At 42.1% G+C, this 13,500-nt stretch carries 12 protein-coding genes; 5 read left to right on the forward strand and 7 right to left on the reverse strand.

Annotated elements, in window-relative coordinates:
- Positions 1–30 precede the first annotated feature (30 nt).
- Positions 31–999, forward strand: coding sequence for a zinc dependent phospholipase C family protein (locus tag ACSBL2_RS21015; protein ID WP_442588525.1), 969 nt, complete (start codon positions 31–33; stop codon positions 997–999).
- Here ACSBL2_RS21015 and ACSBL2_RS21020 read toward each other — a convergent pair.
- From ACSBL2_RS21020 to ACSBL2_RS21050, 7 genes are all read right to left on the reverse strand, one after another.
- A complete protein-coding gene (locus ACSBL2_RS21020) occupies positions 996–1,676 on the reverse strand; it encodes a VTT domain-containing protein (RefSeq protein ID WP_442588526.1) in 681 nt (226 codons plus the stop codon). The two genes, ACSBL2_RS21015 and ACSBL2_RS21020, sit on opposite strands and share 4 nt — an antisense overlap.
- A 79-nt stretch (positions 1,677–1,755) precedes the next feature.
- Positions 1,756–2,880, reverse strand: coding sequence for a DNA polymerase III subunit beta (gene dnaN, locus ACSBL2_RS21025; protein WP_442588527.1), 1,125 nt, complete (start codon positions 2,878–2,880; stop codon positions 1,756–1,758).
- 34 nt (positions 2,881–2,914) lie between these two features.
- A complete protein-coding gene (gldG, locus tag ACSBL2_RS21030; RefSeq protein WP_442588528.1) occupies positions 2,915–4,597 on the reverse strand; it encodes a gliding motility-associated ABC transporter substrate-binding protein GldG in 1,683 nt (560 codons plus the stop codon).
- On the reverse strand, positions 4,591–5,319 hold the full coding sequence (gldF, locus tag ACSBL2_RS21035; RefSeq protein WP_442588529.1) for a gliding motility-associated ABC transporter permease subunit GldF: 729 nt from the start codon (positions 5,317–5,319) through the stop codon (positions 4,591–4,593). The genes gldG and gldF overlap by 7 nt, the downstream gene beginning before the upstream one ends.
- Positions 5,320–5,576: 257 nt before the next feature.
- Positions 5,577–7,112, reverse strand: a complete 1,536-nt coding sequence (locus tag ACSBL2_RS21040; RefSeq protein ID WP_442587651.1) for an IS1182 family transposase — start codon at positions 7,110–7,112, stop codon at positions 5,577–5,579.
- A 162-nt stretch (positions 7,113–7,274) separates the two neighbouring features.
- On the reverse strand, positions 7,275–7,793 hold the full coding sequence (locus ACSBL2_RS21045; protein ID WP_442588530.1) for an outer membrane beta-barrel protein: 519 nt from the start codon (positions 7,791–7,793) through the stop codon (positions 7,275–7,277).
- A gap of 97 nt (positions 7,794–7,890) precedes the next feature.
- Complete coding sequence (locus ACSBL2_RS21050) at positions 7,891–8,598, reverse strand: ATP-binding cassette domain-containing protein (protein ID WP_442588531.1); 708 nt, start codon at positions 8,596–8,598, stop codon at positions 7,891–7,893.
- A gap of 84 nt (positions 8,599–8,682) precedes the next feature.
- On the opposite strand from ACSBL2_RS21050, the gene ACSBL2_RS21055 reads away from it, so the two are divergent.
- The 4 genes from ACSBL2_RS21055 to ACSBL2_RS21070 all read left to right on the forward strand — a co-directional run bounded on the left by ACSBL2_RS21055 (position 8,683) and on the right by ACSBL2_RS21070 (position 13,498).
- On the forward strand, positions 8,683–10,164 hold the full coding sequence (locus tag ACSBL2_RS21055) for a glycine--tRNA ligase (RefSeq protein WP_442588532.1): 1,482 nt from the start codon (positions 8,683–8,685) through the stop codon (positions 10,162–10,164).
- A 154-nt stretch (positions 10,165–10,318) separates the two neighbouring features.
- Positions 10,319–11,011 (forward strand): CAP domain-containing protein, encoded by a 693-nt coding sequence (locus tag ACSBL2_RS21060; protein WP_442588533.1) that lies wholly within the window; start codon positions 10,319–10,321, stop codon positions 11,009–11,011.
- 136 nt (positions 11,012–11,147) lie between these two features.
- Positions 11,148–11,630 (forward strand): GtrA family protein, encoded by a 483-nt coding sequence (locus ACSBL2_RS21065; RefSeq protein ID WP_442588534.1) that lies wholly within the window; start codon positions 11,148–11,150, stop codon positions 11,628–11,630.
- Between the two features lie 83 nt (positions 11,631–11,713).
- Positions 11,714–13,498, forward strand: a complete 1,785-nt coding sequence (locus ACSBL2_RS21070) for an aromatic amino acid hydroxylase (RefSeq protein ID WP_442588535.1) — start codon at positions 11,714–11,716, stop codon at positions 13,496–13,498.
- The last annotated feature ends 2 nt before the right edge of the window (positions 13,499–13,500 follow it).

Below are 13,500 nucleotides of genomic sequence, written 5' to 3' on the forward strand. Positions count from 1 at the left end.
ACTCTGCCCACTTGTGGATAGCTTTCAGCAATGAAACGGCTATTTTTTTCCATAGGTCTTCTCTGTCTTTCTCTCAGCTTATGCTCCTGGGGATTCTTTGCACATGTACGGATAAACCGGCTTGCCGTTTTTACGCTGCATGAGGGAATGATTAGGTTTTACAAGTCAAACATTACTTATATCTCCGATCATGCCGTAGATCCCGATAAACGGAGATATGCAGACACGGCAGAAGCTGCAAGGCATTACCTGGATACAGAAGCGTACGAAGAACAGATAGACAGCATTCCCAGGACCTGGGAGGATGCGCTGCTGAAGTATGGTGCAGTAAAACTGAACGACAACGGAATCCTGCCCTGGCAGATCCAGCGCAGCTATTACAAACTGGTCAATGCCTTTAAGGAGCGTGATTCTGCAAGGATACTGATCTATTCTGCATATCTGGGTCATTATATTGCAGATGCACATGTCCCCCTCCACACCACGCAGAACCATAACGGACAGCTGACCAATCAGACGGGTATCCACGGATTCTGGGAAAGCCGTCTTCCTGAACTGTTCGCGGAGCGATACAGCTTTCTGGTTGGAGAAGCCCATTATGTAGAAAATCCGCTTCAGGAAGCCTGGAAGATCATTTCGCACACCCACCTGTTGGTGGATACGGTATTGTCCTCAGAAGCGATGTTAAACAAATACTTTCCTGCCGATAAAAAGTACAGTTATTCCAGGCGGAATACACAGGTTATGCGGCAATACTCTTATGCATATTCCAAAGTATGGCATCAACAAATGAACCATATGGTAGAGCGGCAGATGAGACTGTCCATTTTAAGTATTGGCGCTTACTGGTTTTCCGCCTGGGTAGATGCGGGACAGCCGGAGCTGGAAAATATGCAAAAAAAAGAATCCTCCTATGCAGAGAAAAAAGCAGAGGAGGATATCAATAAAAAGATAATAAAAGCCCTTAAAATGGGGCAAAAACTTAAAAGGGAAGACTAAAGTATGTTGTCATCAGCCGGAAGGTCTTCAATCACCTTTTTTGTAAATCTCGATTTAATCGCAGCAAAAATTACAGGGACGAAGGTGACGATAGCAATGAAAGCAATAACGATAGAAAAGTTATTCTTTACTACCGGAATTTGTCCCAGCAAAAATCCTGCAAACAGTAAACTGGAAATCCATGCCAGTCCTCCAACAATATTAAAGCTGGTAAACCTGCCGAAAGGCATTTTAGCTACACCTGCCACAAATGGGGCAATGGTTCTGAAGATGGGTAAAAAGCGGCTGAAGATAATTGCTTTCCCACCATGTTTTTCGAAAAACAGGTGCGATTTGGTGTAATACTCAAGTTTTAAAATCTTATTGCCTTCTTTGAACACAGCGACACCAAGGGTTCTGCCCAGACGATAGTTTAAACTGTTTCCTAAAATGGCGGCAGCAGTTAAGATCAGGAACATAAGCCAGATATCCAATCCGGTATCACCTTTAGCGATAAGCGCACCTACAGCAAAAAGCATAGAGTCGCCAGGCAGGAAAGGGGTAACAACAAATCCGGTTTCGGCAAAAATAATCATGAACAGAATCAGGTACGTCCATGTCTGGTAGTTGCTCACCAATTTCACGAGCTCCACATCGGTGTGCAGAATAAATTGTATTAACTGATCGATAATCTCCATAGGATCTGAATAAAAAACGTCATTACGACAGACTTATTTTAGTCGTACATAATGACGTTCAAAGATAGGTCTTTTTAACTTAGTTATAATTATTTAGCATCACCGGCATCACCAGCATCAATACATCTTCGTTTTCATCGTTGGTCTGAGGGATCAGCAGTCCTGCACGGTTTGGTGTAGACAGCTCTAAAGTTACCTCTTCACCAGTCAGGTTGCTTAACATCTCAATTAAGAAACGTGCATTGAAACCGATCTCAAGGTCTTCCCCCTGGTACTGGCAGCTCAGGCGCTCATGTGCTTCATTAGCGAAATCAAGATCTTCAGATGAAATGTTCAGTTCTGAGCCATTGATTTTTAGTCTTACCTGGTGGGTGGTTTTATTCGCGAAAATAACTACCCTGCGTAAAGTATTCAGGAACAATGCGCGGTCGATAATGAGTTTATTCGGATTATTCGCCGGAATTACCGCTTCATAATCAGGATAACGCTCATCGATTAAGCGGCATACCAGGTTGATATTCTCAAACTTAAAGAAGGCACTGGTAGCGTTATAATCTACAGATACACTGCTATCTGTTGAAGGCAACGCATTTTTCAGTAAGGTCAGGGCTTTTTTAGGCAGGATAAATGAGGCTGTTTTATCAGCTTTACTGTCCATGCGTCTGTATCTTACCAGTTTGTGTGCATCTGTTGCAACAAAAGTAATGTGCTGATCAGAAAGCTGGCAGAAAACACCTGTCATTGCCGGACGAAGCTCATCATTACTTACCGCAAAAATAGTTTTTGTAATGGCTTCCGTTAATACGGAAGCAGGTAAGTTTACCGATGAAGCATTTTCAACAACCGGAATTTTAGGGAAGTCATCGCCGTTTTCACCGCTCAGTTTATACTTTCCGTCACCTGCACTGATTTCAATGGAAAAAGTGCTGTCATCAATATTGAATGATATGGGTTGATCTGGCAGCGTTTTCAAAGTATCTAGTAAGATTCTGGCGGGTACAGCTACTTTTCCTCCTTCTTTCGATTCTACAGGCAGCGAAGTCGTCATACTGGTCTGTAAATCTGTGGCAGATATGGTTAAACTTCCTTCTTTGATCTCAAAAAGGAAATTTTCCAGTATAGGCAAAACTGTACTGCTGCTGGAAGCACCATTAACTGTTTGTAAATGTTTTAAAAGCGTAGATGTGGATACAATAAATCTCATAATATGATCTTGTCAGTTCTCAAAAATATAAAAATTACCTCGTATACTTATATCTGCGGTAATAATGTTGAAAAATTGCAAACGATATTAACACTAATAATGGCAAAGCAAGGTTAATCAGTTGCCACATTATTTTTTCCTGCCTGATCAGCTGTTTATCCAACAACCTGATCTTAACCTCTTTATTTCTCAGATCGATTAAATTCTCCTCAGAAGACAGGTCATCTGCTATGTTTAATAACAAAGCTTTGTTTCCAAAATTTCTTTGGGTATAGCGGTCAAAGCCCAGCGGAAATCCTGATCCATCGGTATTGCTGACCTGGTTCAGGAAGATATCCCCGTCTCCCAGTACCACCATTTTGGTATTTTTACTAATTGCTGCTGAAGGGTAATTTTCAGTTATTCCTGCCGGAACTGCCCTGTTGGCAAAAACGGAAGTGAATGTCCCTTCCAGCAGCACACCAGCATGTTGCGGAGGATGCGTATAGGCACGCTGATCCGGACTTTCTGCAATAGTCTGCAGCGACAAAACCTTCGGTACAGTGAACACCTGGTTATACCCTGAACTGTTTAAGATAAAGGTCTTTTTTATTCCCTTAACGCCTATCGTGTCTACGGTACTCACAAATTCAGTACGGATACCATCTATATTTTTTACCAGACTGCTGGAAGTATCCGGAATCAACACCGGATAATATACCCATGGGGCCATCTGTATGTCGCGCTGTCCCGTTCCGCCCATGGCAACAGGGATTTCAGCACAATTCAGGTCGGCGATCAGGTTATAATTGATCCTCGATCCGTAGACAAAAAGCATATCATCCAGGTTCAGCTTATTGTTAAAAGCAAGCTGTTCGCCAGATCCCTGTAAGCTGTCCAGGTCGGCACTCACCTGATCCAGGCTCCAAACCACCCGGCCACCATGCATGACAAAGTAATTGATCTTATATTTTACGGCCTCCGATAATTCCTTCTGCGGCTTGATGACAAAAAGAATTTTCAGCTTATCCAGTCCTTTTTTGTCAATGACATTCAAATCGACCCTGCCTACTTCATAACTATCTGACAGGGAACGCAGAGCATCACCCAGATACAGGTCGGAAGGTTCCCCGTTTCCTTCGGTGAATCCAATACGCGGATTCTCCCCGGTACTTACTTTTTTAATAGCCGAGGTGAAAACATATTCCAGGTTCTGTATAGAATTGTTGATATTTTCCTCGTAATTCCCCGCAGCATCAAGGTTCTGTAATAATTTCACTGGAAGCTGCCTGCCTGACGATTGTACCATGGCCATTGGAAAGATCGTTTTCTGAGAGAAACCGGCATCATTCTTAATATTCAGGTTGGTAGGTTCGATGCCTACACTATACAGGTCGCTCAGCACAGTTTCCTGTTCTTTCTGCGAAAGGCCGTCAATAGGATCGGTAAAAATCACTTTGATTTTTACGCTTGAACTGGCTTTATAATCTTCCAGTAAATCTGCCGTGGCATTTCTTAGCCGTTTAAACGCTGAGGGTAATGTACCATCCAGAAATACGGTAATGGTAATTTCTTCCGGTGCTTTATCCAGCACACTTTTTGTTTTCTGGTTCAGGGTGAACCTTTTTTCTTTGGTGAAATCAAATCGTGCATATATATATTGTGCAGCAATGTTCAATATGGCCAGAAACAGCATAAATGCCAAAGGTTTCAACCATTTATTTGCAGACTTTACCATTTCCTGCCTCCGATCACCAAACGGGTTATACCCAGGAACAACAGATTAAAGCTGATGAAATACACCAGGTCGCGCGTATCCAGTACCCCCCTGCTCATGGATTGGAAATGCTGGTTGATACTGAGCCAGGCAAATACAGTTTCCCACATATTCAGGGCAAAGAGTTTGCTCAGCGCATCAAATCCACTGTACACGATAAAGGAAAGAAATACAGCTACCGCAAAAGCAATCACCTGATTACGGGTAATGGAAGATGAAAATATACCTATCGCTACAAATGCACTGCCGAGCAGCAATAAGCCGATATACGATCCTGCAACGGCTCCTCCATCGATATTTCCTTTGGGAAGTCCCAGTTGCACAATGGTATAATAATAAATGAGGGTAGGTAACAAGGCAAAAAAAACCAGGGCAAAACAGGCGAAATATTTCGCCATTATAATCTGCCAGTCGGACAAAGGCCTGCTTGCCAAAAGAATATAAGTACCTTCCCTGCGCTCTTCGGCGAAAGAACGCATCGTGATTGCAGGGATTAAAAACATAAAGAGAAATGGTGCCAGACTGAAAAAACCGCTGAGTTCAGCATAACCATAGTCAAGAATCGAAGTATCCGGGAAAAACCAAAGCAAAAGTCCGGAAACCAATAAAAAAACACCAATGGTGATATAAGCCATCAATGAGTTTAATAAACTGAACAATTCGCGTTTAAAGACTGCGTACATATATATATTAAGGTATGCCGAAGTTATGTAAATATCTTGAAATGGAAACAGTCATTCTTGAAATCAAGAGGTATGGTGGTGTGAGGTACAGCCGAATAGGTAGAAAGAATACTATTAAAAAAATAAAAGAGGCTGTATCAAATTAGATGATGCAGCCTTTTTTTATGATGGGTAAGTTTTGTACCATCTCTGGACACCAACGCGTTCATTTGCATTTTAGTCATCTGATTTTGAAAAAGGTCAATGAAACAGCTCTTTTAGGCTGCTTTTTTTCTGATATTTTGTGCAATTGCGAGTAAGCCCCATTCGATGGCCACTTTTTCCTTTCCACGGAGCCTAAAGCGGCGGAACCCGTGGTTCTGTTTGATATTTCCGAAGACAGGTTCTACATCATAACATCGTTTCTTTCGCCGCTGTATTCCTTCTTCGCTGTTCAGCTTTTCGAATGCGTTTTGCTTAAGCCTGTTCAGGTTTTCATTGATTTCAATGATGCGGTTCTCTTTTGATTTATGGCAAACTGCTCTCATAGGACAGTTTTCACAATTCCTTGCCTGGTATCTTTTAAGGGTTTGCTTAAAGCCTGTTGTCGTCTTTTTTGTGTAAGACCCGATTGACAGCATTTGCTGGCCCATTGGGCAGATATAACAATCCTGCTGCTGGTTATAAAAAAGTTTGTCTGCCCCAAAAGGAGATTTGCTGTTGTACTTACCCTTCTGCTGTTTATCGAACATGCCATATTTCACAAAAGCCTCAACTTTCTGATCTTCCAGCAGTTGGTAGTTTTCCTCAGAACCATAGCCTGCATCTGCTGTAAGTTTCTTTGGTGCTTTTCCAAAGCTGCTTACGTGTTGTTCCAGGTGGATCTTCAGGGTAGTCGTGTCGGTTGGGTTGGGATGTATCGTGTAATTGACGATAAACTGGTTAGAGGTAGATATCTGTACATTATAGCCGGGCTTCAGCTGTCCGTTTTTCATGTGGTCTTCTTTCATCCGCATGAAAGTAGCATCTGTATCTGTCTTACTATAACTGTTTCTCTCGCCCAAAATAGCCTCCTGAGCTTCATATCTGGCTATATTCTGCGGATAATTTTTAGTTACATACTTTAGCTTATCCTTCACTTTCTTGTCTATATCTTTCTGCCCGGCAAGCTTTTCATTCAGCTGCTCTACAGCTTGCTTTACCTTCTCACTATCAATCTGTTTAAAATCAGGCGGCTCAGGCATCTTGTCTTCATCACTGGCCACCTGTTGCGCATATTCCCAAATGTGGGTCAGCTGCTTTTTCATTTTTTCCTTATTGGTCTGAATGGATTTCTTCCAGACAAAAGTGTACTTGTTGGCACTGGCTTCGATCTTAGTCCCGTCGGTATTGATTTCCTCAATACTTAATAAGCCTTCAGCGGCAAGTAGTTTTACCACATCCTCAAATACACTGCGAAGGGCATGTTTCAGGCGTACACCCCGGAAACGGTTGATGGTATTGTGATCTGGGTAGCTCATGGAGCTCAGCCACATAAAGTAGATGCTTTCACGGCAAGCGGCAGCCAGCTTACGGCTCGAATAGATATTGGTGAGATAACCATAAACCAGAACTTTAAGCAAAAGTTGGGGATGATAGCTGGAACTGCCTTTAATGTGGTAGGCTTTTAGAAGAGGTTCTATACTAATCTTATTAATCACCTCATTTACAACTCTAACAGGATGGGAATCAGGAATTAATTCATCAAGAGTGGGCGGAATGGCAAGAATCTGCTGTTGGTTATAGGGCTTAAATACGGGTTCTCTGATTGCCATATCTAGTGTGTTTTAATACATTAAATATATGAAAATCAAATAATTGTGTCAATAGTGCTGCGAAAAAATGTTATAAAAAATAAGCAGAGACAGAAGCTATAAATAAAAAAAGAGGCTGATCATGATTTATGATACAGCCTCTTCATATTCTATGGCTGAGGACTACAAGCCGAAATTATAGGCTAATCTTAAACCTACAAATCTTCTAGTTCCATCATTTGACCAAGCTTCATACCTTGCACCAAGATCAATAGAACTTTTATCCGCTACAGGAAATTCAACGCCTATATGTGGTGTATAAACAAATGAGGTATTGGAATTATCTCCTGTTCCAAAAGCAGCTCCCAGTTCACCCCCTATGTAAAAATTTTCTGCAAGGAAATAGTTAACACCGGCTTTAACAGGAATATTACCAAAGCTACCACCTCCGAATTCATCTTTATACTTAAAATTCAAATATCCAGCGGAAGCCGTAAAATTCAGTTTTTCAACGATTGGTGTTTGGAACTGCAATGAACCTCCATAACCAAAGTCAGTAAAATCTCCAAAATCTCCTGTTGGAAAGGCAAATTCTGCACCTATACCCAATTTAGATCCTCCCATTGCAGGATCAGTTTGTGCGGAAACATTTGAGAAAGCAAACATTCCTGCAATTGCTGTTAGTAAAAATAACTTTTTCATAATTGTTTAGTTTAATCTACAGGTTGGTTTAAAACCTTGTACAGGATTAAACAAAAAGTTGGCCAAAACCGAAAAAACATATTCAATAAACTAATTATCAATTGGTTAAAATCCTGAATATATCTTCTAAAGAGTCAGTTTTATGTTGGTTTTTAAGCACAGTTAAGGAGGAATCAGCGACAATTACGCCTTTATTGATAATCACAATATCATCACACAAGGCGTCCACCTCCTGCATGATATGGGTAGAAAGGACAACAGTTTTATTGGCACCCAGTTGTTTAATCAGCTCGCGGATATCAGCCAGCTGATTGGGGTCAAGACCAGAGGTCGGTTCATCCAGAATCAGGATTTCCGGATCATGGATAATGGCCTGCGCCAGTCCCACACGTTGTTTGTACCCCTTGCTCAGCATACTGATCTTCTTGTGCTGCTCCTCCCCCAATCCTACACGTGCAATGACCTCACGCATTTTGACTTCCGGATGCGACAGCTGGTAGGCATTGGCCACAAAGGTCAAAAACTCCCTGACATACATATCGGCATACAGGGGGGTATTTTCCGGAAGGTAGCCCATGATACGCCTCATTTCAAGACTTTGCTCCTGCACATCAAAATTGCCCAGTATGGCTTTTCCTGAACTTGGCTTCAGATAGCCCGTAAGCATTTTCATGGTGGTAGACTTTCCGGCACCATTGGGTCCGAGGAAACCCAGGATTTTACCTGGTTTTGCCCTGAAACTGATCCCGTCTACTGCCTTTTGCTGCCCGTAAGTTTTGGACAATTTTTCTACTTGTATACTCATGCTGAAAAGCTAACCTGCCCAAAAGTAATAATTAGCCGTTAATATAGATTAATATTACCCCCCAAATTCTATCTTTGCAGTATTATGGCCAAAACAAATAACGACGAACAATTTAAAAATGTGATCTCACACGCTAAGGAGTACGGTTTTGTATTTCAAAGCAGCGAAATTTATGATGGATTAAGTGCCGTATATGATTACGGTCAGTTAGGTGCAGAATTAAAAAACAACATAAAAACCTATTGGTGGAAATCAATGGTTCAGATGCATGAAAATATTGTAGGGATAGACTCTGCGATCTTTATGCACCCTAAAGTATGGAAAGCAAGCGGGCACGTAGATGGTTTCAGCGACCCGATGATCGATAATAAGGACTCGAAAAAACGTTACCGCGCAGACCAGCTGTTAGAAGATAAAATTGCCCGTTACGAGAAAGACGGAAAAACAGACAAGGCTGCAAAGCTGCAGGCTGATATGGATGAGGCCTTGAAAGCGGAAAACCTGCAACAACTGAAGGTCTTGATTGAAGAGCATGAAATTGCCTGCCCGGTAAGCGGCACAAAAAACTGGACCGATGTACGCCAATTTAACCTGATGTTCAGCACCCAGTTTGGTGCAATGGCCGAAGGTGCTGAAGAGGTATACCTTCGTCCGGAAACTGCACAGGGAATTTTTGTGAACTTCCTTAATGTACAGAAATCAGGAAGGATGAAAATCCCTTTCGGAATTGCACAGATTGGTAAAGCTTTCAGAAATGAAGTAATCGCCCGCCAGTTCATCATGCGTATGCGTGAATTCGAACAAATGGAGATGCAATTCTTTGTACGTCCCGGTGAGGAAATGAAATGGTATGTTTACTGGAAAGAAGCCCGTTTGAAATGGCATACTGCCCTGGGTACCGATCCTGCAAAATACCGCTACCATGACCATGCTAAATTAGCGCATTATGCCAATGCTGCAGTAGATATTGAATTTGAATTCCCATTCGGATTTAAAGAAGTGGAAGGTATCCATAGCCGTACAGATTTCGATTTAACGCAACACCAGGAATACTCCGGCAAGAAAATGCAGTATTTCGACAATGACCTGAATGAAGAAGGCAAGCCATACGGAAATTATATCCCTTATGTGATTGAAACTTCTATCGGGTTAGACCGTATGTTTCTGCTGACCATGATCAATGCTTTCGAGCAGCAGGATTTAAGTGAAGGGGAGAAACAGGATAGCCGTGCAGTGTTACATTTACACCCTGCCCTGGCACCTATAAAAGCAGCTATTCTTCCACTGACTAAAAAAGACGGTCTGCCGGAAAAAGCAAGGGAAATTATGGATAACCTGAAACTGGATTATAATGTGGTTTACGAAGAGAAAGACTCTATTGGAAAACGCTACCGCAGACAGGATGCTATTGGTACACCTTTCTGTATCACTATTGATCACCAGACCCTGGAAGATGATACGGTGACCATCCGTCACCGTGATAGCATGGAGCAGCAGCGCATTGAAATCAAAGAGCTGGATAACTTAATCGCCAGCAGGGTAAGCTGGAAGAATATCTTAAGATAAGACCAATCCGATAAATGATATAAAAGACCTGTCAGTTCAATCTGCAGGTCTTTTTGCTTGAACGGGATTTTGTTTCCAATGCTTTTTTTAAACCTTTTATCCTTTTTTTTGTCTTTTAGGATATAAAAACAGCACACCTTACCTGAATACCTACATGAAATTCATCCCCATCACCTTGTTGTTATTTTTATTTTTCCAGCCTGCCGTTCAGGCACAGGCTACGGGTTCACGTTACATATGGACGCCACAGGAACTTGAAAATGCCAATACAGCAAAAAACACTTCTTACCTGAATGAAGAAGAAAAGAAGATTGTCTTTTATATGAACCTGGCACGCACGGACGGGGAAAAGTTCTTCAATACCTTCTTCCAGGATTTTGTCAATGCTTACAATGCGGAAATGCAGCAGTATAGCAATTATGAAGAATTAAGAGTGAACAGAAAGGATAAATATTACCGCGGACTGCAGCAGGATCTCAAAGGAGTGAAAGGACTGCCCTTATTCAGTCCCGATGAAACCCTCACCTGGATTGCACAGCAACATACCAAAGACATGAATAAGAACAATATTGCGGGACACCATTCCAGCGATGGAAGATCACCTCAGGACAGGATCTCAAAATACTATGCAGGCCGTGCCATGGCTGAGACACTCGCTTTCGGCTTTTCCAAAGGACTGGCAAACGTAAGTATGTTATTGCTGGACAAGGGTGTACCAGACCTGGGTCACCGGAGAACCATCCTGGGTACCAGCTATAAGTTAAGGCTGGTTGGCGTCAATATCAGGCAGCACCCCGAATATAAGTACTGTGCGGCCGTAGATTTCATTTCTTCCCCTCCACAGTAATCACTTCTGTATTTCCTTTTCAGCCTGACAACTCCTGCCACACTTTTTCTTCCTTAAATACGTTGCTACACTATATCATCCTTTAAATAACAATATCAATCCTTAAATTGCGCAATTATTTGGATCTCATCTTCACATGCGAAAAGCCCTTCTTCAGATTATAGACTTTTTTTATCCCCCTTTTTCCCGCTGGTTATCAATTCATACGTTCCGGTACATTGCTTCCGGAGGAACGACTGCCGCCAGTGGAATTGTAGTATTCTACATCGTCTATAACTTTATCCTGCACCAGAAAGATGTGGTTCTCCCATTTGCTCCCGGAATGATCACTGCTCCTGTTGCCGCGCTGATTATTGAGTCTGCCATTACTTTTATTATAGGTTTCGGACTGAACAAATACCTGGTGTTTACAAAATCTGAATTGAAGGGAAGAATACAGCTCTTCCGTTACGGTACGGTTGTGGCCACCAATATCCTCCTCAACTTTGCCATGCTGAAACTGATGGTGGAAACCTTCCATTTCTATCCTACCATTGCCAAATTTATCTGTACAGCCATTCTTGCCGTGTTCAGCTATTTCAGCCAGAAACACTTTTCTTTCAAGGTAAAAAAGAAATAAAAGGCTGGCTTAGGCGAAATTCCGTTATTCCATAAAAATCATCCTGATCTGCTTATATTTGTGGTACCCAAATATAAAATGTGATGAGTGATTTTAATGATTTCAACAATCCGCAGGTGCGGAATTTGCCCAAACATTTGAGGCAATTTATTGTAGAACAGCACTATGAAAAATACACACCGGTAGATCAGGCCGTATGGCGTTATGTGATGCGCCAGAATTACAGCTACCTGAAAGATGTAGCCTATTATCCCTATATCAAAGGATTACAACGTGCAGGTTTAAGTATAGAATACATCCCTGATCTGCAAACGATGAATGACAATCTCGGCAAACTGGGCTGGGGAGCAGTAACGGTCGATGGCTTTATCCCGCCTGCAGCATTTATGGAATACCAGGCATACCGTGTGCTCGTGATTGCAGCAGATATCCGCCAGATTAACCACATTGCCTATACCCCCGCACCAGATATCATCCATGAATCTGCCGGCCATGCCCCTATCATTGCAGATATGGATTATAACAATTATCTGAGTTATTTTGGTTCTATAGGTGCAAAAGCCATGTTTTCAGCGAAAGATTTCGAGCTGTATGAAGCCATCCGCACACTGTCTATCTTGAAAGAAGCTGTGGATGTCCCTGAATATGAAATTATAAAAGCAGAGCAACACCTGCAATATATCTCAGACAACCTTGGTGAACCTTCTGAAATGGCATTGCTTAGCCGGCTGCACTGGTGGACAGTGGAATATGGATTAATCGGCAGTCTTGATGACCCGAAAATATATGGGGCAGGACTCCTTTCTTCCATCGGTGAAAGTGCCAGCTGTATGATGGATACGGTGGAAAAAATCCCTTATACCATAGATACCCTGAATTATGCTTACGATATTACCAAAACACAACCACAACTTTTTGTTACGGAAACTTTCCAGAACCTGATCCATGTACTGGAACAGTATGCAGATACGATGGCTTTCAGAAAGGGTGGACAGGAAAGTATCATGAAAGCGATTGAATGCAACAATACGGCTACAGCGGTGTACAGCTCAGGCCTGCAGGTAACAGGGGTATTCAGTGATATGGGTATTGATACAGATGATGAACTGACTTTCATTAAAACCACGGGGCCTTCGGCACTGGCAGTAGAAGGCAGGCAGTTAAAAGGCCACGGTAAGCTGTATCATAAGGATGGCTTCTCTTCACCGGTAGGTAAATTGAAAGGCTGTGCCCTGCCACTGGAAGATTTCATCCCTGATCTTTTAAAAGATCATGATATAGAAGAGGGACATATTGCCCGATTGCAATTTGAAAGTGGTATTTTTGTGACCGGAAAAGTGAGAAAAATCGGCTATCATGGGGATAAGCTTATCCTGATTGCATTTGAGAATTGTACAGTGAAAGAAAGTAATGGCAATATCCTGTTCCAGCCGGAATGGGGAACATATGATATGGCTATAGGGGAAAAAATTGTATCTGTCTTTAACGGAGCGGCCGATAAAGAAGCTTATGAGGAAATTCCACCAATGAGCACCAAGACAACGGAAAGGATGACCTATGACCAGAAGACCGAGGCCCTGCACCAGGTGTATCAGACTGTTCGCCAGATTAGGGAAAGTGGAGAAGGATATGCAGCATTACCGGATCTCTTTGATGTTTTAAGAACCAGTTACCGTCAGGATTGGCTGGCTGCGATGGAAATACTCGAAATCGTTAACCATACCCAACAAAATCCGGCACTTGAAAAAGAAATAAGAATTTATCTGGAGATGAAAACAGCAAATGAGCCAGAACATAAAAAACTGATTGAGGACGGATTGCATGTCATTGCCAACCCCGTTTCACAGTTGATGACAACAGAAGATTAAAT

The sequence above is a fragment of the Pedobacter sp. AW31-3R genome, assembly GCF_052180285.1.
Classification (GTDB): domain Bacteria; phylum Bacteroidota; class Bacteroidia; order Sphingobacteriales; family Sphingobacteriaceae; genus Pedobacter.